18 protein-coding genes are annotated in these 21640 nt (G+C 69.0%); 11 read left to right on the top strand and 7 right to left on the bottom strand.

What is annotated here, in order from left to right:
• Positions 1–201: 201 nt before the first annotated feature.
• The 5 genes from AB5J56_RS16465 to AB5J56_RS16445 all read right to left on the bottom strand — a co-directional run bounded on the left by AB5J56_RS16465 (position 202) and on the right by AB5J56_RS16445 (position 6278).
• Entirely contained in the window at positions 202–1263 is a 1062-nt protein-coding gene (locus AB5J56_RS16465; RefSeq protein ID WP_369233483.1) for an ABC transporter ATP-binding protein, read from the bottom strand.
• Positions 1264–1288: 25 nt separating this feature from the next.
• Complete coding sequence (locus AB5J56_RS16460) at positions 1289–2314, bottom strand: ABC transporter ATP-binding protein (RefSeq protein WP_369233482.1); 1026 nt, start codon at positions 2312–2314, stop codon at positions 1289–1291.
• Between the two features lie 9 nt (positions 2315–2323).
• Positions 2324–3304: an ABC transporter permease gene (locus AB5J56_RS16455; protein ID WP_369233481.1), complete on the bottom strand. Its 981-nt coding sequence runs from the start codon at positions 3302–3304 to the stop codon at positions 2324–2326.
• A gap of 81 nt (positions 3305–3385) precedes the next feature.
• Positions 3386–5170, bottom strand: a complete 1785-nt coding sequence (locus tag AB5J56_RS16450; RefSeq protein ID WP_369233480.1) for an ABC transporter substrate-binding protein — start codon at positions 5168–5170, stop codon at positions 3386–3388.
• Between the two features lie 79 nt (positions 5171–5249).
• Entirely contained in the window at positions 5250–6278 is a 1029-nt protein-coding gene (locus tag AB5J56_RS16445) for an ABC transporter permease (RefSeq protein ID WP_369233479.1), read from the bottom strand.
• 432 nt (positions 6279–6710) lie between these two features.
• Here AB5J56_RS16445 and AB5J56_RS16440 point away from each other — a divergent pair, with 432 nt between their 5' ends.
• From AB5J56_RS16440 to AB5J56_RS16420, 5 genes are all read left to right on the top strand, one after another.
• Complete coding sequence (locus AB5J56_RS16440) at positions 6711–8345, top strand: ABC transporter substrate-binding protein (RefSeq protein WP_369233478.1); 1635 nt, start codon at positions 6711–6713, stop codon at positions 8343–8345.
• 54 nt (positions 8346–8399) lie between these two features.
• Positions 8400–9323 (top strand): ABC transporter permease, encoded by a 924-nt coding sequence (locus AB5J56_RS16435; protein ID WP_369233477.1) that lies wholly within the window; start codon positions 8400–8402, stop codon positions 9321–9323.
• 112 nt (positions 9324–9435) lie between these two features.
• Complete coding sequence (locus AB5J56_RS16430; protein ID WP_369233476.1) at positions 9436–10356, top strand: ABC transporter permease; 921 nt, start codon at positions 9436–9438, stop codon at positions 10354–10356.
• A gap of 9 nt (positions 10357–10365) precedes the next feature.
• Positions 10366–11340, top strand: a complete 975-nt coding sequence (locus AB5J56_RS16425; RefSeq protein WP_369233475.1) for an ABC transporter ATP-binding protein — start codon at positions 10366–10368, stop codon at positions 11338–11340.
• Positions 11333–12406 (top strand): ABC transporter ATP-binding protein, encoded by a 1074-nt coding sequence (locus AB5J56_RS16420; RefSeq protein ID WP_369233474.1) that lies wholly within the window; start codon positions 11333–11335, stop codon positions 12404–12406. The genes AB5J56_RS16425 and AB5J56_RS16420 overlap by 8 nt, the downstream gene beginning before the upstream one ends.
• Positions 12407–12556: 150 nt before the next feature.
• On the opposite strand, the gene AB5J56_RS16415 is transcribed toward AB5J56_RS16420, so the two are convergent.
• Positions 12557–14680 carry a prolyl oligopeptidase family serine peptidase gene (locus tag AB5J56_RS16415; RefSeq protein WP_369233473.1) on the bottom strand — a complete coding sequence of 708 codons (2124 nt, stop codon included), beginning with the start codon at positions 14678–14680 and terminating at the stop codon, positions 12557–12559.
• Positions 14681–14862: 182 nt separating this feature from the next.
• Here AB5J56_RS16415 and AB5J56_RS16410 point away from each other — a divergent pair, with 182 nt between their 5' ends.
• The 4 genes from AB5J56_RS16410 (at position 14863) to AB5J56_RS16395 (ending at position 18917) form a co-directional block, all read left to right on the top strand.
• Positions 14863–15057, top strand: coding sequence for a hypothetical protein (locus tag AB5J56_RS16410; protein ID WP_369233472.1), 195 nt, complete (start codon positions 14863–14865; stop codon positions 15055–15057).
• Positions 15058–15130: 73 nt separating this feature from the next.
• The gene (mshB, locus tag AB5J56_RS16405; RefSeq protein ID WP_369233471.1) at positions 15131–16024 is read left to right on the top strand and encodes an N-acetyl-1-D-myo-inositol-2-amino-2-deoxy-alpha-D-glucopyranoside deacetylase; all 894 of its coding nucleotides are present in this window, start codon (positions 15131–15133) and stop codon (positions 16022–16024) included.
• Entirely contained in the window at positions 16021–16440 is a 420-nt protein-coding gene (locus AB5J56_RS16400; protein WP_369233470.1) for a DUF6113 family protein, read from the top strand. The genes mshB and AB5J56_RS16400 overlap by 4 nt, the downstream gene beginning before the upstream one ends.
• A gap of 197 nt (positions 16441–16637) precedes the next feature.
• The gene (locus AB5J56_RS16395; RefSeq protein WP_369233469.1) at positions 16638–18917 is read left to right on the top strand and encodes a hypothetical protein; all 2280 of its coding nucleotides are present in this window, start codon (positions 16638–16640) and stop codon (positions 18915–18917) included.
• A 139-nt stretch (positions 18918–19056) separates the two neighbouring features.
• Here AB5J56_RS16395 and AB5J56_RS16390 read toward each other — a convergent pair whose 3' ends face one another.
• On the bottom strand, positions 19057–19797 hold the full coding sequence (locus tag AB5J56_RS16390) for an MBL fold metallo-hydrolase (protein ID WP_369233468.1): 741 nt from the start codon (positions 19795–19797) through the stop codon (positions 19057–19059).
• A 149-nt stretch (positions 19798–19946) separates the two neighbouring features.
• On the opposite strand from AB5J56_RS16390, the gene AB5J56_RS16385 reads away from it, so the two are divergent.
• A complete protein-coding gene (locus tag AB5J56_RS16385; protein ID WP_369233467.1) occupies positions 19947–20903 on the top strand; it encodes an ABC transporter ATP-binding protein in 957 nt (318 codons plus the stop codon).
• Positions 20900–21640: an ABC transporter permease gene (locus tag AB5J56_RS16380; protein ID WP_369233466.1), complete on the top strand. Its 741-nt coding sequence runs from the start codon at positions 20900–20902 to the stop codon at positions 21638–21640. The genes AB5J56_RS16385 and AB5J56_RS16380 overlap by 4 nt, the downstream gene beginning before the upstream one ends.

Raw genomic sequence — 21640 nt, 5'->3', positions numbered from 1 at the left:
GAGGCTGAGTGGTAGGCCTGGACCGGTGGAGCCGGCGTGAAAGTGAGCGGCTCGACGTCAGACAGGCGACAGGCAAACGCGCGAAGGCCCGCACACCCCAAGGGTGTACGGGCCCCGCTTCCCCGGGAACTGGGCTTCGGCTCGGGTCAATGGGCCGGCGAAAACCAGTTCCGTCGGCCGTGGCTGACGGAAAGGGGTGTGTCAGGCCGCGGCCTCGGGGTCCTTGGAGAGGCGGTCCTTGGAGAGGCGGGGGGCCGGGACGGTCTCCGCGACTTCCGGGTAGTGGCACGCCGTGAGGTGACCCTCGCGGTTGCCCTCGACCTGGACCAGCGGCGGCGCGTCCGTGGCGCACTTCTCCGTCGCCTTCCAGCAGCGGGTGCGGAAGCGGCAGCCCGACGGCGGGTTGAGCGGCGAGGGCACGTCACCGACGAGCCGGATGCGGTCGCGGGCCGGGACGTCGTCCGCCGTCGCCTCGGGCACGGCGGACAGCAGCGCACGCGTGTACGGGTGGCGCGGGTTCTCGTACAGGTCGGCCCGGTCGGCGATCTCGACGATCTTGCCGAGGTACATGACCGCGACGCGCTGCGAGAAGTGCCGGACGATCGCGAGGTCGTGCGCGATGAACACGAACGCGATACCCAGGTCCCGCTGGAGCTCCTGGAGCAGGTTGACGACCTGCGCCTGGATGGACACGTCCAGCGCCGAGACCGGCTCGTCCGCCACGATCAGCTTCGGCGACAGAGCCAGCGCGCGGGCGACCCCGATGCGTTGGCGCTGGCCGCCGGAGAACTCGTGCGGGAAGCGGTTGTAGTGCTCCGGGTTGAGACCCACGGTCTCCAGCAGCTCGCGGACACGCTTCTCACGGCCGCCCGCCGGGTCGATCCCGTTGATCTCCATCGGACCCGCGATGATCTTGCCGACCGTCTGCCGCGGGTTCAGCGAGGCGTACGGGTCCTGGAAGATCATCTGGATCTCGGAGCGAATCGGCGCGAGCTGGCGGCGGTTCGCGTGCGTGATGTCCTGACCGCGGTAGGAGATGCTGCCCGCGGTCGGCTCCAGCAAACGCGTGATCAGCCGGCCCGTCGTCGACTTGCCACAGCCGGACTCGCCGACCAGGCCGAGGCTCTCGCCCTCGGCGACCTGGAAGTCGAGCCCGTCCACGGCCTGGACGGCGCCGATCGTACGACGGATCGGGAAGCCTCCCTTGACCGGGAAGTGCTTGGTCAGACCGGAGACGTCCAGGAGGGGATTGGTGCTGCTCATGGTGGTGAAGTCCCGTCTCTTTACGTCAGTTGGCCCGAGCGGCGGCGAACTCGGCGAAGAACTCGCCCTTCTGCCCGGCGCTGAGGTGGCAGGCGCTGCCACGTCCGTCCACGATCTCCAGCGCCGGCTGCTGCGTGGAGCAGAGCCCGTCCGAGACCTTCTCCGCGAAGGTGCACCGCGGGTGGAAGCGGCAGCCCGTGGGCGGGTTCAGCAGCGAGGGCGGCGAGCCCGGAATGGGTGACAGGGGCACGTCGACCGGCCCCTCCAGGCTCGGCATCGAGCCCAGCAGACCCAGCGTGTAGGGGTGCTGCGGCTGCCGCAGCACCTCCTTCTTGGTGCCGCGCTCCACGCACCGGCCGCCGTACATCACCAGCACGTCGTCCGCGATGTCGGCGATCACGCCGAGGTCGTGGGTGATGAAGATGATCGCGGTGCCGAACTCCTGCTGGAGGTCCTTGAGCAGGTCCATGATCTGGGCCTGGACCGTCACGTCGAGCGCGGTGGTCGGCTCGTCGGCGATCAGCAGCTCGGGGTCGCAGACCAGGGCCATGGCGATCATCGCGCGCTGGCGCATACCGCCGGAGAACTGGTGCGGGTAGTCGTCCACCCGGACGTCCGGCTGCGGGATCCCGACGCGGGTGAGCATCTCGATCGCGCGCGCCCGGGCCACCTTCTTGGACGCGCCCGTGTGCTTGCGGTACGTCTCGGAGATCTGCGCGCCGATCGTGTGGTACGGCGACAGGGACGCCAGCGCGTCCTGGAAGATCATGGACATCTTGTTGCCGCGAAGCTGCTCGAGCTCCCGCTCGGTGGCGGTGATGAGCTCCTTGCCGTCGAGCAGGATCTCACCGTCGAGCGCGGTGTTGCGGGGGTCGTGCAGGCCCAGGACCGCCATGTTGGTGACGGACTTGCCGGAGCCTGACTCGCCCACGATGCCGAGGGTCTTGCCCTTCTCCACATCGAAGGAGAGGCCGTCGACGGCCTTGACGACACCGTCCTCGGTGGAGAAGTGCACCTTGAGGTCACGGACGGAGAGGAAGGGAGTGCTCATGGTCTCTCCTTAAGCGAGGCGCACGCGCGGGTCGATGAGGGCGTACAGGGCGTCGACGATGATGTTGAAGACGACGATCGCGCCCGCGGCGACCAGGACGACACCGAGCAGGATCGGCAGGTCGTTGGTGCTGACCGCCTTGACCGAGAGCATGCCGAGGCCCTGGAGGCTGAAGGTCGACTCGGTGATGATGGCGCCGCCGAGCAGCACACCGAGGTCGAGACCGAAGATGGTGACGATCGGGCCCATCGCGCCGCGCCAGGCGAAGCGGAAGAAGACCGTACGGCGCGACATGCCCTTGGCGCGCGCGGTGCGGACGTAGTCCTCGCTGAGCACTTCGACCATCTGGGAGCGCGTCATACGCGTGTAGTTGGCCGTCCAGATCAGGGAGAGCACGATCCACGGCACCAGCAGGCCCTTGGCCCAGGCCGCGGGGTCCTCCAGGAACGGGGTGTAGCTGGCACGGTCGAGCAGGTGCCACTGGTCCACCAGGAGCCAGGTGGCGAGGACGCCGACGACGTAGATCTGCATCGAGGACGCGATCAGCGAGGCCGAGCTGGCGATCTTGTCCACGGCCTTGCCCTGCTTCACCGCGGCGAGCATGCCCGCGCCGATGCCGAAGACCAGGTAGATGGCCGAGCTGCCGAGCGACAGCGACAGGGTGGTCGGGAAGCGGTCCGCGATGGTGGCGAGGACCGGCTCGCGGTTCTGGAAGGAGTAGCCGAGGCACGGCGCCGGGCAGTGTCCGAAGGACGCGTAGTCGCGGCCTACGAAGATGCCCTTGAGCCAGTCCCAGTACTGGATGGGAAACGGATCGGCGATCCCCAGGTTCTTCCGCACCAGCTCCAGTGTCTCGGGGGTGCAGGCCTTGCCGCAGGCGATGCGGGCGGGGTCGCGCGGGGCGGCGTAGAACAGGACGAACACGATGGCGCTGATGATCACGAGGATCACCGCGGCGCCGAGGATTCGTCGAACAAGGAAGCGGAGCATGGCAGTGGGTTTTCCTGACGGATGCCGAAGGGGGAAGAGGGGCGGGGCGGCACGAGGCCGCCCCGCCTAAAGGGCCGGTCGTCAGGCCTTCACGAACGTCTTGTAGAGCAGGGTCGCCGAGAAGTTCGGGTCGAACTGGGCGCCGCCGACCTTGTTGCCGTAGACGTAGTAACGGCGCTGGTACATCTCGGGGATGATCGGAGCGACTTCCTCCATGATCCGCTTGTCCAGCGCGGCCCAGGCCTCACCGGCCTTCTTCTGGTCGCCGATGACCATGTCCTTCTGGACGCCCGCGTCGATCCACGGGATGTTGGTCTGCGAGACGTTGTACAGACCGTCGCCGATGTTGGCGCTGTCGAACAGCGGCTGGATCATCGTGTAGGCGGTCGGCCAGTCCGGGGACCAGCCGAACCACATGACGTCGTAGCTGTTGTCGACCTTCTGGACCTGGTCGTAGTACGTCGTCGAGTCGACGGGCTTGATGATCGGCGTGAAGCCGGCCGCCTTGAGCGCGTTCTCGATGACGACCTTGGTCTTGTTGTAGGTCGGGTCCTGCGGGAAGGCGTAGACGATCTTCATGCCCTCCTTGCCGGCTTCCTTCAGCAGCTTCTTCGCGGCCGCCGGGTCACCCTGCGGCTTCTTCAGCTTGCCGTAGACGTCGAACTTCTCGCGGCCCAGGATGTCGGGGCTGAGGATCGTGGTCGCGAAGTCGCCGGAGGACGGGCCACCGTAGATCTGCCGGATCTGCTGGAGCGGCCAGGCGTGGTTCAGTGCCTGACGGACCTTGAGGTCCGTGACGCGCTTGGTGTTGATCGCGTAGTAGTACGTGCCGGTGAGCAGACCGTTGAAGGTGCGCTTCTTGATCTCCGGGTCCGTGAGGACCTTCTGGATGCGCTCGGCGGGCACGCCCTTGTAGATCGAGACGGCGTACGCGTCCTTGCCCGAGGAGGCGATCAGGCGGTCGACACCGTCGAGGGTCTCGATGCCGAAGTCGAACTCGAAGCCGTCCGGGTAGGCGTTGCGGATCGAGTCCGTCGCCGGGTCCCAGCTCGCGTTGCGGACGAGCACCATCGACTTGTCGGTGGTGTGGCTCTTGATCTTGTACGGCCCGCAGGAGGCCGGGTTCTTGTCGTACTTCTCCTTGGTGTCGAACTTCGGGGACACCGCGGCGTACGAGTGCATCGCCATCGTGAAGTTGAAGTCCGGACGGGCCTCGGCCAGGTTGAACGTGATGGTCTTCTTGGCCTTGTCCGTCACGATCTCGCTGAGGTGCTTGCCCTTGTAGGGGCCCTCGTACGCGTCACGCCACTTGCCGCCCTTGCCCGTGAGGGCGATCTGGACGTAGCTGGCGGACTCGATGATGTACTTGGCCCACAGGCGCTCGATGCCGTGGCGGACGTCCTCGACCGTGAGCTCGGTGCCGTCCTGCCACTTCAGACCGTCCTTCAGCGTGAAGGTCCAGGTCTTGCCGCCGTTGGACATGGTGCCGGTGTCCGTGGCGAGGTCGCCGACCAGCTTCTGCTTGCCGGCCGAGTCGATCTTGTAGCCGGTGAGGCAGCGGTGCAGGAGCAGCGCGACGGTGGAGTTGTACGCGTAGTAGATGCGCCCCGGGTCGAGGTGCGAGAAGTCGTCGGGGGCCAGGCCGTAGATCGTGCCGCCCTTCTTCGCGCCCGCGATCTCCGGAGCCGGACCGGTCGAGTCGGCCTTGGTACCGACGGTGACCTTGGCGCCGGTGTACTCCGTGGCGCCGCCACTCGGAGTGCCGCTGCCGCTGCCGGAGTCGCCGCTGCTGCACGCGGACAGCAGCGTGGAGCCTGCCGCGGCGACAGACGTCGCTATGACGAAGTTTCTGCGGGAAAGAGACATGCCTGGCCCGTTCTTGTGGATGGGAGAGGTGCGGGGTGCACTCCGGCCGGGCCCCGTCGCCCGGGCCGGAGGGGGGAGATCAGCGCTTGGTCTTCGGGTCCAGCGCGTCGCGGACCGAGTCACCGAGCAGGTTGAAGGCCACTACGAAGATCACCATCGACAGGCCCGGGAAGAGCATGAAGGTGATGTCGTCCTGGTAGTACTTGGCGCCGAACTGGAGCATCACGCCCCAGTCGGGGGTGGGGTCCGTGAGACCCACACCGAGGAACGCGAGACCCGCTTCGGCCGTGACGTAGGCGGGGAGCAGCAGCGTGGACTGGATCAGGATCGGCGTCCAGAGGTTGGGCAGCAGTTCCTTGAAGATGATCCGCGCCGGTGAGGCGCCGGTGACCTTGGCCGCCTCGACGAACTCCCGCTCGCGCAGGGCGAGTACCTCGCCGCGCAGCAGACGGGCGATGGAGGCCCAGCCGAAGGCCGTCATCACGAGGATGAGGCTGGTGACCGTCAGCCAGATCGGGGTGTTCTCGTCCGGGGCGACGAAGATCGCCAGGACGACGGGCCAGAAGGCGATGAAGAACAGCGTCTGCGGGAAGGCCAGCAGGATGTCGATCACACGGCCGACGAAGTAGTCGGTCTTGCCGCCGAGGTAGCCGGCGGTGATGCCGATGACGACGCCGAGCAGGGTCGTCATCAGGGTGGCCGCGGTCGCGATGAGCAGCGAGTTGCGCATGCCGTAGAGCAGGAACGTCATGACGTCGCGCCCGAGCTGCGGTTCGATGCCGAACCAGAACTCGCTGCTGATGCCGCCGTTGGCCTTGATCGGGAAGTTGAACTCGTTGAGCAGGCCAGGGATGTTCATGCCGTACGTGGTGTACGGATCCTTGCCGTAGAGCTTGGAGATCAGCGGTGCGCCGATCGCCACGACGAAGAAGAAGATCACCACGTAGGCGGAGATGACACCCGAGCGATCCCGTTTGAAGCGGGTCCAGGCGAGTCGCCCGGGAGACTTGCTCTCACCGCCCTTGGGGGCGGGGGACTTCGTCTGTATCGCGGCGTCTTCGTCGGTCACCTCAAGTGGGGCGGCCGCGGACGGAGTAGGGGGTGTCATGGTGCTCCAGGCCCGGAGGGGTCAACGATTCCGCAGGGTTCGCCTACGGGCTACGCCGGACTTTTTCAACGCAATTCATTCAAGGTCAATAAATTCTCGCCGCCCTTGGTTTTGTCTTTACCTTCTTTACTTTTGTTTGACCTTAGCGTAACTACGCGTGTAGTGCTCTGTGGCCGTTCTGTGTCCGGATTCGGACTCAACTGGGCAAACCAGGCAAGAGGTTCGATATGCGGACGCGCGAGTCTCGGAATGCGTACATAGGGTGCACGTTTTCAAACGGTTCAGCATCGAATGTCGAAGATCCGTTGCGCCGCACTTCCGGGTCGCTCGGCGGCGCCCCGCGCACCCCCGAACGGGTGGCGTAAATGTGCGGTATGTGCTGGCTGCCCTGATATTGGCGAAAAGGCACAGCGCACTCTGAGGAGGCACTCCATGCGTGGAGCCACGCACGCCAAATGGGCCGCATGCGCGGCTGCGGTAGCCCTCGCGGCGACCGCCTGCGGAGGCGGAGGGGGCGACAGCGGCGGTGGCGGAAACGGCACCGGAGTCGTCGCTTCCTCCTGGGGTGACCCGCAGAACCCGCTGGAGCCGGCCAACACCAACGAGGTGCAGGGCGGCAAGGTCCTGGACATGATCTTCCGCGGTCTGAAGCGGTACGACGCCAAGACCGGCGCCGCCCAGGACATGCTGGCCGACAAGATCGAGACCACCGATTCGCAGAACTTCACCATCACCATCAAAAATGGCTGGAAGTTCAGCAACGGCGAGGCCGTCACCGCCAAGTCCTTCGTCGACGCCTGGAACTACGGGGCGAGCCTGAAGAACAACCAGAAGAACGCGTACTTCTTCGGGTACATCGACGGCTACGACAAGGTCCACCCCGACACCGGCAGCCAGAGCGCGGACACCCTCTCCGGGCTGAAGGTCACCGGCACCAACACCTTCACCGTCAAGCTCAACCAGAAGTTCTCGACCTTCCCCGACACCCTCGGCTACGCCGCCTACTCGCCGCTGCCCAAGGCGTTCTTCGACGACCACGCGGCCTGGGTGAAGAAGCCGGTCGGCAACGGCCCGTACACCATCGACTCCTACACCAAGGGCTCGAAGATGTCCCTGCGCAAGTGGGACGGCTACTCCGGTACGGACAAGGCGCAGAACGGCGGGGTGGACCTGAAGGTCTACACCGACAACAACACCGCCTACACCGACCTGCTCGCGGGCAACCTCGACCTCGTCGACGACGTGCCCGCCGCCCAGCTCAAGAACGCCAAGAGCGACCTGAGCGGCCGGTACATCAACACCCCCGCAGGCATCATCCAGACCCTGGCCTTCCCCTTCTACGACAAGAAGTGGAACGCGAGCGGAGTGGAGAAGGTCCGCAAGGGCCTGTCCATGGCGATCAACCGTGACCAGATCACGGAGACGATCTTCCAGAAGACCCGTACCCCGGCCACCGACTGGACCTCGCCCGTCCTCGGCGAGAAGGGCGGCTTCCAGGACGGCCTGTGCGGCGACGCCTGCAAGTACGACCCGACCGAGGCGAAGAAGCTGGTCCAGGAGGGCGGCGGCATCCCCGGCGGGCAGGTCAAGATCTCGTACAACGCGGACACCGGCTCGCACAAGGAGTGGGTGGACGCCGTCTGCAACTCCATCAACAACGCGATGGGCAACAACAAGGCCTGCGTCGGCAACCCGGTCGGCACCTTCGCCGACTTCCGCAACCAGATCGGGCAGCACAAGATGCCCGGTCCGTTCCGGGCCGGCTGGCAGATGGACTACCCGCTGATCCAGAACTTCCTCCAGCCCCTGTACTACACGAACGCCTCCTCCAACGACGGCCAGTGGTCCAACAAGGACTTCGACAAGCTGGTCAACCAGGCGAACGCCGAGACCGACCGCGCCAAGGCCGTGAAGCTCTTCCAGCAGGCGGAGGAGGTCGTGCGCGACAACATGGCCGCCATCCCGCTCTGGTACCAGAACGGCAGCGCCGGCTACTCGGACAAGGTCTCGAACGTGGCGCTCAACCAGTTCAGCGTCCCCGTCTACAACGAGATCAAGGTCAGCTGAGCCGCGGGGGCGGCCGCCGTGCGGCGGCCGCCCCCATCTACCCCCGGAGCCCCCATGGGACGGTACGTAATCCGGCGTCTGCTGCAGATGATCCCGGTCTTCATCGGCGCCACCCTGCTGATCTTCCTCATGGTGTACGTGATGGGCGACCCCATCGCGGGACTGTGCGGCGACCGCCAGTGCGACCCCGCCACGGCCGCGCAGCTGCGCAAGGAGTACAACCTCGACGAGAACGTGTTCGTTCAGTACCTGCACTACATGGGGAAGGTCTTCACCGGCGACTTCGGTACCGCCTTCAACGGGCAGGAGGTCACCGAGCTGATGAAGAGCGCCTTCCCGGTCACCATCCGGCTGACGATCGTCGCGATCCTCTTCGAGATCGTCATCGGCATCGTGCTGGGCGTCATCACCGGACTGCGCCGTGGAAAGCCCGTCGACACCGGCGTCCTGCTGCTGACCCTCGTCGTCATCTCCGTGCCGACCTTCGTCACCGGTCTGCTGCTGCAACTGCTGCTCGGCGTCGAGTGGGGCTGGATCAAACCGTCGGTCTCCCCGGAAGCCACGTTCAGCGAACTGATCGTGCCCGGCCTGGTTCTCGCTTCCGTCTCCCTCGCGTACGTGACCCGGCTGACCCGGACCTCCATCGCGGAGAACAAGCGGTCCGACTACGTCCGTACGGCCGTCGCCAAGGGGCTGCCCCGGCGCCGGGTGATCACCAAGCACCTGCTGCGCAACTCGCTGATCCCCGTGGTCACCTTCATCGGCACGGACATCGGCGCACTGATGGGCGGCGCGATCGTCACCGAGCGGATCTTCAACATCCACGGCGTCGGCTACCAGCTCTACCAGGGCATCGTGCGGCAGAACACGCAGACCGTCGTCGGCTTCGTGACCGTGCTCGTCCTCGTGTTCCTGATCGCCAACCTGCTCGTCGACCTCCTCTACGCCGTACTCGACCCGAGGATCCGCTATGCCTGAGCAGCCGCCGTACGAGCCAGAGGCGCACTCGGGGTCGGGACCCTTGCCCGCCAGGCCGGTAGGTCCTCCTCCCGACGACCTCGCCATCGCCCCGACCGGGATGGGAGGCACCATGGACCTCGGCAGCAGTGAGGCCGAGACGCTGGAGAAGACGCCCGGTGGACCGGAAGGCACAGGACCGCAGGAGAAGCCCAGGAGCCTGTGGTCCGACGCCTGGCGGGACCTGCGGCGCAACCCCGTCTTCCTCATCTCCGGGCTCGTCATCCTCTTCCTGGTGATCATCTCGATCTGGCCCTCGCTGATCGCCTCCGGGGACCCGCTCAACTGCAACCTCGCCAAGGCCCAGGAGGGCTCGCAGCCCGGACACCCCTTCGGGTACGACGGACAGGGCTGCGACGTCTACACGCGGACCGTGTACGGCACGCGCATCTCCATCAGCGTCGGCGTGTGCGCCACCCTCGGCGTAGCGATCCTCGGCTCGGTGCTCGGCGGGCTCGCCGGGTTCTTCGGCGGGATCGGAGACGCGGTCCTGTCCCGGATCACCGACATGTTCTTCGCGATCCCGGTGGTCCTCGGCGGTCTGGTCCTCCTCTCCGTCGTCACCAGTAATACGATCTGGCCCGTCATCGGGTTCATGGTGCTGCTCGGCTGGCCGCAGATTTCCCGTATCGCGCGCGGCTCCGTCATCACCACCAAGCAGAACGACTACGTCCAGGCGGCCCGCGCCCTCGGCGCCTCCAACTCCCGTCTGATGCTGAGGCACATCACGCCGAACGCGGTCGCCCCGGTGATCGTCGTGGCGACCATCGCGCTCGGTACGTACATCGCGCTGGAGGCGACGCTCTCCTACCTCGGCGTCGGGCTGAAGCCGCCGACCGTGTCCTGGGGAATCGACATCTCCTCGGCGTCCCAGTACATCCGCCAGGCCCCGCACATGCTGCTGTGGCCGGCCGGGGCCCTGGCGATCACGGTGCTCGCCTTCATCATGCTCGGCGACGCGGTGCGCGACGCCCTCGACCCGAAGCTGAGGTGAGCCACCGTCATGCTGCTCGAAGTGCGTGATCTGCACGTGGAGTTCAGGACCCGGGACGGTGTCGCCAAGGCCGTCAACGGGGTCAACTACAGCGTGGACGAGGGTGAGACGCTCGCCGTGCTCGGCGAGTCCGGCTCCGGCAAGTCGGTGACCGCGCAGGCCGTGATGGGCATCCTCGACATGCCGCCCGGGAAGATCACCAGCGGCGAGATCCTCTTCCAGGGCAAGGACCTGCTCAAGCTGAAGGAGGAGGAGCGGCGCAAGGTCCGGGGCGCCGAGATGGCGATGATCTTCCAGGACGCGCTGTCCTCCCTCAACCCGGTGCTCTCCGTCGGCGACCAGCTCGGCGAGATGTTCACCGTGCACCGCGGGATGTCCCGCAAGGACGCCCGCGCGAAGGCGATCGAGCTGATGGAACGGGTGCGGATCCCGGCCGCCGCCGAGCGGGTGCGCGACTACCCCCACCAGTTCTCCGGCGGCATGCGCCAGCGCATCATGATCGCCATGGCGCTGGCGCTCGAACCCGCGCTGATCATCGCCGACGAACCGACCACCGCCCTCGACGTCACCGTCCAGGCCCAGGTCATGGACCTGCTGGCCGAGTTGCAGCGCGAGCTCAACATGGGGCTCATCCTCATCACCCACGACCTCGGCGTGGTCGCGGACGTCGCCGACAAGATCGCCGTGATGTACGCGGGCCGGATCGTCGAGTCGGCGCCGGTGCACGACATCTACAAGGCGCCCGCCCACCCGTACACCAAGGGCCTGTTGGAGTCGATCCCGCGCCTGGACCAGAAGGGTCAGGAGCTCTACGCCATCAAGGGCCTGCCGCCGAACCTGATGCACATCCCGCCGGGCTGCGCCTTCAACCCCCGCTGCCCGATGGCCCAGGACGTCTGCCGGACCGACGTACCGCCGCTCGCGGAGGTGGACGAGGAACGCAGAAGTGCCTGCTTCTTCTGGAGGGAGTGCCTCCATGGCTGAGACGACGATGGAGAAGACGGCAGACACGACAACCGAGCTGCTTCTCGAAGTCAGCGGCCTGGTCAAGCATTACCCGCTCACCCAGGGGATCGTGTTCAGGAAGCAGATCGGCGCCGTCCGGGCCGTCGACGGCGTCGACCTCGAACTGCGCAAGGGCGAGACCCTCGGCATCGTGGGTGAGTCCGGCTGCGGCAAGTCGACGGTGGCCAAGATGCTGGTCAACCTGGAGAAGCCGACCGCCGGGTCGATCAAGTACAAGGGCGAGGACATCACCAAGCTGTCCGGCAAGGCCCTCAAGGCGGTGCGCCGCAACATCCAGATGGTCTTCCAGGACCCGTACACCTCGCTCAATCCCCGGATGACCGTCGGCGACATCATCGGGGAGCCGTACGAGATCCATCCCGAGGTCGCGCCGAAGGGCGACCGCAGGCAGAAGGTCCAGGACCTGCTGGACGTGGTCGGGCTCAACCCCGAGTACATCAACCGCTATCCGCACCAGTTCTCCGGCGGCCAGCGCCAACGCATCGGCATCGCCCGGGGGTTGGCCCTGCGCCCCGAGATCATCGTCGCCGACGAGCCGGTCTCGGCGCTCGACGTGTCCGTCCAGGCGCAGGTGATCAACCTGCTCGACAGGCTCCAGGACGAGTTCGACCTGAGTTACGTCTTCATCGCGCACGACCTCTCCATCGTGCGGCACATCTCCGACCGGGTCGGCGTGATGTACCTCGGGCGGATCGTGGAGACCGGCAGGGACGCCGAGATCTACGACCACCCGACGCATCCTTATACACAGGCCCTGCTGTCCGCCGTGCCCGTCCCGGACCCCGAGGCCCGCGAGCACCGGGAGCGGATCATCCTCACCGGCGACGTGCCGTCCCCGGCGAACATCCCGTCCGGGTGCCGCTTCCGCACCCGCTGCTGGAAGGCACAGGAGCGCTGCACGCTGGAGGTCCCGCTGCTCGCGGTGCCCGCGGAGTTCCGGCTCGTCCAGGGCCCGGCCGCGCACGACTCGGCGTGCCACTTCGCGGAGGAGAAGCAGGTCGTGCCGCCCGAGCAGGAGGAATAGCGGTACAAACCCGCACGAACTTGGTTTACACGCAGGCAACTTAGCGGAAGCGGTCCCGATATACGGACGCGTCAGGCTGTGCAGCGTACGGCCGTGCGGGTGCCGTAAACGGGCCGGGGCGCGCCATGTCGCTCCGGCCCGTTGCCGTGCTCAGCCCAGATGCAGGGCACGACGCAGGAAGTCCACCTGGAGCAGCAGCAGGTTCTCCGCGACCTGTTCCTGGGGGGTCATGTGGGTGACGCCGGAGAGCGGGAGCACCTCGTGCGGGCGGCCGGCGGCGAGCAGCGCGGAGGACAGCCGGAGGCTGTGGGCCACCACCACGTTGTCGTCGGCGAGGCCGTGCACGATCAGCATCGGGCGCGCGGGCTCGGCGGCCGTGACCAGACCGTTGTCGTCGATCAGCGAGTTCGCGGCGTACACCTCGGGCTGCGTGTTCGGGTCGCCGAGATAGCGCTCGGTGTAGTGGGTGTCGTACAGGCGCTGGTCGGTGACCGGCGCTCCCACGACGCCCGCATGGAACACGTCAGGGCGGCGCAGCACCGCGAGCCCCGCCAGATAGCCGCCGAAGGACCAGCCGCGGATGGCGACCCGGGTCAGGTCCAGCGGGAAGGTTTCCGCGAGGCTCTGCAGGGCGTCGATCTGGTCCTGGAGCACGATCGCGGCCATGTCGTCCTTGATCGACTTCTCCCAGGCGGGGGAGCGGCCCGGCATGCCCCGCCCGTCGGCGACGATCACCGCGAAGCCCTGGTCGGCGAACCACTGCGAGGTCAGGTGCGGATTGTGGGCGGCGACCACGCGCTGTCCGTGCGGGCCGCCGTAGGGGTCCATGAGGACCGGCAGCGGGCCCTGCTCCTCCCGGTAGTCCCGGGGGAGCAGCACGGCGCACGGCACCCTGCGTGCGCCCCCTTGGGTGAGGGTCATGCGCGGGGACATACCGGGATGTTCCGCGTACGACGCCACGGTCGCCGTCTTCCTGCCGTCGCGCAGCACCTGCACCTGGGCACCCGGCCGGTCGACCGTCGCCGAAACCAGCACGGTCACGCCCCCGGCGCGCACCGCGGAGTGCACGCCGGGCTCCTGCGAGACGCGCTCCACTCCGAGTTCGTTGACGCGATACACGTGCACCTCGCCGATCTCCGGGGCGGCCGCCGCCTCGCCCGCCGACGCCGAGACCAGCACGTTGTCGTCCGACACGTCGAGCACCGCGCGCAGGTGCAACTGCGGTCCCGTCAGCAGGCGTTCGCCGAACGCGAGGACGCGCGCGCCGCCCTCGTCGGCGATCCGCACGAGCTGTCCGCCGGGGCTCCAGCACGGCACGCCAGGGAAAAGATCAAGCCATTGTGGATCTTCGTCCGCGTGCACCATCCGCGTCACCCCGGTGTCCGGGTCCACGGCCAGGAAAAGCTGGCTGTGCTGGTCCCGCGCCTGCACCAGAATCAGCGGCGCCCCCGCCGCTGACCAGTGCACATGCGCCAGATACGGGTAGCGGGCGCGGTCCCAGGCGACCTCCGTGCGCGTCCCGTCCAGGCCGGTCACGAAGAGCCGTACGTCCGCGTTGGGGGTGCCCGCCGCCGGGTAGGCGACCTGCTGCGGATCGCGCTCCGGATGTGCGGGATCGGAGATCCACCACCGTCGCACGGGCGCGTCGTCGACCCGGGCGACCAGCAGCCGGTCCGACTCCGGCGACCACCAGAAGCCGCGCGAGCGCCCCATCTCCTCGGCTGCGATGAACTCGGCGAGCCCGTAGGAAACCGTCTCCGACTCCGGCTCCAGCAGCGCCCGTTCGTCCCCGCCCTCGGCGCCGACCACCCGCAGGGCGCCGCCCGCGACGTACGCGACGAACCGCCCGTCGGGGGAGGGGCGCGGGTCGATCACCGGCCCGCGGACGCGCAGTTCACGCGCCGTGCCGGCCCGCAGCTCCGCCGTGAAAAGCCGCCCCGACAAGGCGAAAGAGGCCAACTCCGCTGCTGCGTCGGTGGCATAGCCGACGACTCCCGCACCGCCCTCCCGGCTGCGCTCGCGGCGGGCCCGCTCCTGCGCGGACAACTGCTCGTCGGCGCTTCCGAGCAGCGCGAGCGGATCGGCGGCGACACGCTCGGCGCCGTCCGCGACATCGAGGACCCACAGCAGATTCGCCCGGTCCGTACCGGAGCGGGAACGCAGGAACACGACACGGGAACCGTCGGGGGCCACGGTGAACGCGCGGGGCGCGCCGCAGGTGAACCGCTGCGTACGCGCGTACAGGCGCGGGAAGGAGAGAGGCTCGGTCGTCATGCCCCGACCATATTGGCCATGCGCCCCCTTGTGCGGCCGTGCGCCGATCGATGCGCGCGTACGGATAGTTATGATCACTAGCGCTGTGTGGGTATGAACCTGCTGGCTGCTGTATGGATTTGCCGTCCCCGTACGACCCCCCGTTCGACCCCTGGTCCCTGGGTTATTGGAGGTGAGCCGCCGTGGCACTCTCGATCTCGGCGGTAGTGCTGCTGGCGATCATCGTCTTCATCCTGGTCAGAAGGTCAGGGTTGAAGGCCGCGCACGCGATCGTCTGCGTCCTGCTCGGCTTCTACCTCGCCTCCTCGACGATGGCTCCCACGATCAGCGAGCTGACGACGAACATCGCGGGGATGATCGGCAGCATCAAGTTCTGACGGGTACGAGCTGGGGTGACGGCCGGCCGGGCCGCGCCGAACGGGGATCGCGGTCGCCTCGTAGGGTGGTCCCATGACGGAACTGCCCGACCGGCGTCTGCTCCTGGTGCACGCGCACCCGGACGACGAGTCGATCAACAATGGCGCGACCATGGCCAAGTACGCGGCCGAGGGCGCCCATGTGACGCTGGTGACCTGCACGCTCGGCGAGGAGGGCGAGGTCATCCCGCCCGGGCTCGCGCACCTCGCGCCCGACCGCGAGGACACCCTGGGCCCGTACCGGACCGGTGAGCTGGCCGCCGCCATGAAGGAGCTCGGGGTCACCGACCACCGGTTCCTCGGCGGGCCCGGCCGTTTCCGCGACTCCGGGATGATGGGCGTCGAGCAGAACCACCGCGCCGGCGCCTTCTGGGCCGCCGGCCTCGACGAGGCCGCCGCCCACCTCGTCGAAGTGATCCGCGAGGTACGGCCCCAGGTGCTCGTCACCTATGACCCCGATGGGGGTTATGGGCACCCTGACCACATTCAGGCGCATCGCGTCGCCATGCGCGGTGCCGAGCTGGCCGCCGACGCCGCCTTCCGGCCCGCCCTCGGTGAGCCCTGGCGCATCGCCAAGACCTACTGGAACCGGGTGCCGCGCACGGTCGCCGAGGAGAGCTTCGCGCGGCTGCGGGACGCACTGCCCAAGCTGCCCTTCTCGGCGTCCGCCGCGATCGACGACGTGCCGGGTGTGGTCGACGACTCGGTGATCACCACCGAGATCGACGGCAGCGCGTACGCCGCCGCCAAGGCCGCCGCGATGCGCGCGCACGCCACCCAGATCACCGTGACCGAGCCGTGGTTCGTGCTCTCCAACGACCTTGCCCAGCCGCTCTTCACCACCGAGTACTACGAGTTGGTGCGCGCGGAGCGCGCCGGGGCGCCAAAGACGCGTGAGACGGACCTGTTCGAAGGGGCTTTGCGATGAGTACGGCAGGCAGGCAGGGCAGTGCCCTCGCGCAGCCCCTGGTGCGGCCCTCCGGCGGGCGGATCGTCGCCCACCTGGGGCTCTTCGTGCTCGGCGCCGTGGTCGGGGCGGCCGGGGCGCTGGTGCAAGCCGCCTGGTTCCCGGGCGGGTTGCTGCTCGCGCTGGCGGGCGCGGCCGGAGTCTTCCTCGGCGGATCGCGTGCGACGGGCTCCAGGGCGGGGGCCCTTGCGCCCGCCGTCGGCTGGATGATCGCCGTCGTCCTGCTCACCTCCACCCGCCCCGAAGGCGACTTCCTCTTCGGCGCGGGACTCGGCTCCTACCTGTTCCTGCTGGGCGGTATGGCAGTCGGTGTGATGTGCGCCACGCTTGGACAACGGCGGCAACCGGGCGGCCCCGCCGTCCGACTTGGCAAGTGACGTACCACTTTTCCGTATCACGGACGTGCGGGTCCCGTGGGGGTTTCCTTCGCGGGCGCGGTTTGCGCGCCGGGCACGGCCAGTATGGTGGTGCGCGCGCCGAGCCTCCCCCGAGCTCTCGACTCCGTTCGAGCAGGGGGGACCCCCAGAGATGAGATCGAGTACACGGGCGGCGGAGCCAACCGGGAGAACCTGCCTTGAGTCGTGAAACTGACAGTTCGTCCTCCGGGCCCAACGGGCGCGGTGGAGCGGCGTACCCGTCGGGGACGCCGCCGTACGGCACGCCTGCCGCGTCCGAAAGCGGTGCCGACGCGGGCCGTTCGGCCACCGGCACGCCTCCGGAGGAGCGCAAGACCGAGACCACGCTGACGACCCGGATCCGGATCAACATCCCCGGATCCCGGCCCATCCCGCCGGTCGTCGTGCGCACACCGGTGGGGGACGCCGACACGTCCGCCGAGGGCGCCGACGGCGCCGGTGGTGTCGGCGGTGGCGGTACGGAGCCCGTGGGCGTCGCGAGTTCGCCCGCGCCCGCAGTGGCTTCCGCCGAACCCGAGGGCCCGGCCGGGGAGAAGACCAGCGACTGGTTCGCACCCCGCAAGTCCGGTGCCCCCAAGGGCGGCCCGGGCGGCGGCTCCACCAACGGAGCGGGCCTGCCGGGCGGTTCGGGAGCTCCGGCACCCGCAGGACCTTCGGGATCTTCGGGACCATCCGGCGCTTCGGCTCCTTCCGGGCGTCCGGGTGCACCGGGTGCTCCCGGCGGCGCGCGTCCCCCGGCGGCGAACGGTGCCGGTCCCCGGCCCGGCGCCGCGAACGGCCCCCGCCCCGGTGGCGGCGGTACGAACGGTGCCGGGCTGCCCGGTGCCACCGGCGCCGGTCCCGTGGCGCCCGGCCACGGCGGCGGCACCGGATCCTTCGACGTCTCCGCGGCGATGGCGGGCAGTCCGATGAGCAGCACCGGTTCCTTCCCGGTGCCCGGCTCCGACGGCACCGGCGAACCCCGGCGCGACGACCTCCCGTACTTCTCGGACTTCCCCGACGGCACCGGCCGCGGCCCGAGCGGCCCGACCGGCGGCCCGGTCACGGGCGACGGGCCGCTGGTGCCCCCGGCCGGACCCGGCGTACGCCCGGGCAGCCTGGCCGCGGGGCCGGGCGGACCCGGTGGACCCGGTGGACCGGGCGGACCCGGCATGGGCAATGGCGCCCCCGGCGGCCCGGGCAACGGATACCCCGGCCCCGGCGGTCACAGCGGCCTCGGCGGCCCCGGTGGCGGCCTCAGCGACGACACCGCGATCCTCACGCCGCAGAAGCCGGCCCCCGAACCGGGCGGCCAGGGCTACGGCGGAGCCGCCGACAACGTCTCCGGGCACACCCTGACCAGCGGCATCCCCGTCGTCCCGCCCGCCCAGAACTCCCCGTTCGGGCCGGGCGCGCACACCGACGGACCGCTGCCGCACACCCCGCCGAAGCTGCCGGAGCCGGTCTCGCCGTCTCCCGCGGCCTCCGCCAAGCCCGCCGCCAAGAAGAAGAAGGGGCGCAGCAAGCTGAAGCTCCTCGTCGCCGGCGTGGTGGTCATCGGCGGCGGTGCCTACGGCGCCGGGCTCCTGATGAACCACTCCGACGTGCCCAAGGGCACCACCGTGCTCGGCGTCGACATCGGCGGCGGCACGCGCGACGAGGCCGTCAAGAAGCTCGACGACGCCTTCGGCGACCGCACTAACAAGGCGCTGAAGCTGTCGGTCGACGGCGACACGGTGTCCATCAAGCCGGACCAGTCGGGCCTCCAGCTCGACAGCAAGGCCACCGTCAGCGCCGCCGCGACCAGCGACTACAACCCGGTCTCGGTGTTCGGCTCGCTGTTCGGGCAGGAGCGCGTGATCGACCCCGTCATGCCCGTCGACAAGGAGAAGCTCCAGGCCGCGCTGGAGGGCGTCGCGGGCGGCTCCGGCTCGTCGAGCGACGGCACGATCAAGTTCCAGTCCGGCAAGGCCGTCGCCGTCTACGGCAAGGCGGGCAAGGGCATCGACGTCGCGCCGTCCATGAAGGCCGTCGAGGAGGCCTACCGCACCCAGGTGGAGACCGACGCGACCACGCCGGTCAAGGTCGCCACCACGACCCGGCAGCCGACGGTCCCGAACTCCGAGGTCGACCGGATGATGAAGGCGTTCGCGAAACCGGCGATGTCGGGCCTGGTCACGGTGCGCACGGACGCCACGCACTTCGTCTCCTTCAGCCCGCAGAACTCGATCTACAAGTTCCTGAGCGTGCGGGCGGTCGACGGCAAGCTGGTCGAGCACTACGACCTCGACGTCCTCAAGGGGCTGTACGGCGGCGCCTTCAACGGAGTCACGATCGCCAAGGGCGACGGCAGCAAGAAGCCGGTCAGCCCCCAGGACGTCGCCTCGGCCCTTGCCAAGGCCCTGCGCGGCGCGACGGCGGCGGACCGGATCGTCACGATCGACACGAACCCCAGCTGACCGGCCGACTCGTTCGTCCGAGAGGGCGCCCGGATCATGGAATCCATGATCCGGGCGCCCTCTCGTCGTACGCCCGGATCCACGAGTCGGCGTCCGTCCACGCCCGGCGCGTCAGAAGCTCCCCGTGCCGGAGCGGGAGTCAGAACGTGACCGTCAGGCCCGTCGTCGCGACCTCGACCGGGCCGTCGTAGGCCTCGACCGCCGCCCGTACGGCGGTCGCCGGGTCGGTGCCCGGCCAGAGGTGGGTGAGCAGCAGCCGCGCGACGCCCGCCTCGGCCGCGTACCGCCCCGCCAGACGGGCCGTCAGCAGGTACGGCCGGTCCTCCTCGGGGACCTCGTGCGGGTACGTCGCCTCGGACAGGAGTACGTCGGCGGCGCGGGCGAGGCGCGCGATCGCGGGGCTCGGGCCGGTGTCGCCGGTGTACGCGAGGACGCTGCCGCCCGCCGAGAGACGCAGCCCCGCGTTCGGCAGGTGGTGCGGCAGCGGCTCCGTCTCCACCGTGAACGGGCCGACGGCGAGGCTCTCGCCGGGCGTGAAGTCCCTGCGGACGTACGCGGGCGCGACCATCCCCGGGCGGTCGAGCGCCAGGACCGCGTCGAGGGCGCCGGAGGGGGCGTACAGCGGCAGCGGGGGCGGCGGGTCGGCGGCGAGTGCGCGGGCCCGCAGCAGCGGGTTGAGGTCGGCGCAGTGGTCGGAGTGGCCGTGGGTGACGTACACGGCGTCGACGGCCTCGGCGGCACAGTGGCCGAGCAGCCGCGGGAAGGTGGCGTAGCCGGGGTCGACGAGCAGCCGGAAGCCCGAGTCCTCGACGAGGTAGCCGCTGCATCCCCGGTCGGCGGTGGGCCAGGCACCGCAGCCGCCGAGCACGGTGAGTCTCATGGGTCCCCCAACAAGAAAAGCCGGTTCACGGGCGCCCCTGATCCGACCCCGCGCACGAAGATCACCGTATCGCCCATGACATCTGTCATCCCGGAGTCGCGACAGTCGGCACTGACGGGCGCAGGCCCGCCGCGGCCACCATGGATCACATGACGACGACAGCGGAGACGACACCGGAGCGGACCACCGGCTCGGTGGTCGGGTTCGACCAGGTGACCAAGACCTACGGCAACGTGCGGGCCGTGGACGGGCTCACGCTCGATCTGCACCCCGGCGAGACCGTCGCCCTGCTCGGCCCGAACGGGGCCGGCAAGTCGACCACCCTCGACCTGCTCCTCGGCCTCAAGCAGGCCGACAGCGGCACGGTCCGCGTGTTCGGCACCAGCCCGCGTGAGGCGATCGTCGCCGGACGCGTGGGCGCCATGCTGCAGAGCGGCGGGCTGATGGACGAGGTCACCGTCGCCGAGCTGGTCAGGCTCGCCTGCGATCTGCACCCGCGGCCGTACCGCCCCACCGACGTGCTCGCCCGCGCCGGCATCTCCCAGATCGCCGACCGCAAGGTCAACAAGCTCTCCGGCGGCCAGGAACAGCGCGTCCGCTTCGCACTCGCCACCGCGGGCGACAGCGACCTGATCGTCCTCGACGAGCCGACCACCGGCATGGACGTCTCCGCCCGCCAGGCCTTCTGGGCCACCATGCGCGAACAGGCCGACCAGGGCCGCACGGTGCTCTTCGCCACGCACTACCTGGAGGAGGCCGACGCCATCGCCGACCGGGTGCTCGTACTGCACCGGGGCCGGCTCCTCGCCGACGGCACCGCCGCCGAGATCAAGGCGAAGGCCGGCGCCCGCCGCGTCTCCTTCGACCTGGCGGGTCCGATCGACGAGACCCCGCTCCGCGCCCTGCCCTTCCTGACCTCCATCGACGTGTCGGGCCACACGGTCCGGATCCAGTCGACCGACGCCGACGCGACCGTCCACGCGCTGTACGGGCTCGGCGTCTACCCCCACAACCTCGAAGTCGCCGGGCTCGGCCTGGAGCAGGCCTTCGTCGCCATCACCGAGGCCGAAGAGGCCACCCGCACCGCCGCCGAGGAGTCGAAGTGAACAGCCTCATCAAGCTGGAGATCACCCGCGCCCTGCGCAACCGCAAGTTCCTGTTCTTCTCGGTGATCTACCCCTCGGCCCTGTTCCTGCTGATCGCGGGCAGCGCCGACAGCACCACCAAGGTCGACGGCACCGGCCTGACCCTGCCGACCTTCTTCATGGTCTCCATGGCCTCCTTCGGCGCCCTGACCGCCGTCCTGATGGGCAACAGCGAGCGCATCGCCAAGGAGCGCGAGAGCGGCTGGGTACGGCAGCTGCGGCTGACCACGCTGCCGGGCCGCGGCTACGTCCTCGCCAAGACCGCCAGCGCCGCCGTGATCAGCCTGCCCTCCATCGTGATCGTCTTCGTGGTCGCCGCGGCCGTGAAGGACGTACGGCTGGACGCCTGGCAGTGGTTCGCGCTCACCGGCACCATCTGGGCCGGCAGCCTCGTCTTCGCCGCGCTCGGCGTAGCCATCGGCTACCTCGCCAGCGGCGACGCGGTCCGCCCGATCACGATGATCACCTACTTCGGGCTCTCCATGCTCGGCGGCCTGTGGATGCCGACGACGACCTTCCCGGACTGGCTGCAGAACATCGCCAAGTGGCTGCCCACCCACGCGTACGCTGCCCTGGGGCAGGCCATCGAACAGAGCCACGCCCCGCACGCCAAGGACATCGCCATCCTCGCCGTCTCCTTCGCCCTGTTCACGGGCGGTGCGGCGTGGCTGTACCGGAAGGACACGCTGAAGGCGTGA

The organism is Streptomyces sp. R21, assembly GCF_041051975.1.
Classification (GTDB): Bacteria; Actinomycetota; Actinomycetes; order Streptomycetales; family Streptomycetaceae; genus Streptomyces.
This window is presented reverse-complemented; position numbering and strand designations above follow the sequence as displayed.

Bases quoted from the DNA above. Each gene is read 5' to 3' on its own strand.
- AB5J56_RS16465 (WP_369233483.1), bottom strand. From the start codon at position 1,263: ATGAGCAGCACCAATCCCCTCCTGGACGTCTCCGGTCTGACCAAGCAC.
- AB5J56_RS16460 (WP_369233482.1), bottom strand. From the start codon at position 2,314: ATGAGCACTCCCTTCCTCTCCGTCCGTGACCTCAAGGTGCACTTCTCC.
- AB5J56_RS16455 (WP_369233481.1), bottom strand. From the start codon at position 3,304: ATGCTCCGCTTCCTTGTTCGACGAATCCTCGGCGCCGCGGTGATCCTC.
- AB5J56_RS16450 (WP_369233480.1), bottom strand. From the start codon at position 5,170: ATGTCTCTTTCCCGCAGAAACTTCGTCATAGCGACGTCTGTCGCCGCG.
- AB5J56_RS16445 (WP_369233479.1), bottom strand. From the start codon at position 6,278: ATGACACCCCCTACTCCGTCCGCGGCCGCCCCACTTGAGGTGACCGAC.
- AB5J56_RS16440 (WP_369233478.1), top strand. From the start codon at position 6,711: ATGCGTGGAGCCACGCACGCCAAATGGGCCGCATGCGCGGCTGCGGTA.
- AB5J56_RS16435 (WP_369233477.1), top strand. From the start codon at position 8,400: ATGGGACGGTACGTAATCCGGCGTCTGCTGCAGATGATCCCGGTCTTC.
- AB5J56_RS16430 (WP_369233476.1), top strand. From the start codon at position 9,436: ATGGACCTCGGCAGCAGTGAGGCCGAGACGCTGGAGAAGACGCCCGGT.
- AB5J56_RS16425 (WP_369233475.1), top strand. From the start codon at position 10,366: ATGCTGCTCGAAGTGCGTGATCTGCACGTGGAGTTCAGGACCCGGGAC.
- AB5J56_RS16420 (WP_369233474.1), top strand. From the start codon at position 11,333: ATGGCTGAGACGACGATGGAGAAGACGGCAGACACGACAACCGAGCTG.
- AB5J56_RS16415 (WP_369233473.1), bottom strand. From the start codon at position 14,680: ATGACGACCGAGCCTCTCTCCTTCCCGCGCCTGTACGCGCGTACGCAG.
- mshB (WP_369233471.1), top strand. From the start codon at position 15,131: ATGACGGAACTGCCCGACCGGCGTCTGCTCCTGGTGCACGCGCACCCG.
- AB5J56_RS16400 (WP_369233470.1), top strand. From the start codon at position 16,021: ATGAGTACGGCAGGCAGGCAGGGCAGTGCCCTCGCGCAGCCCCTGGTG.
- AB5J56_RS16390 (WP_369233468.1), bottom strand. From the start codon at position 19,797: ATGAGACTCACCGTGCTCGGCGGCTGCGGTGCCTGGCCCACCGCCGAC.
- AB5J56_RS16385 (WP_369233467.1), top strand. From the start codon at position 19,947: ATGACGACGACAGCGGAGACGACACCGGAGCGGACCACCGGCTCGGTG.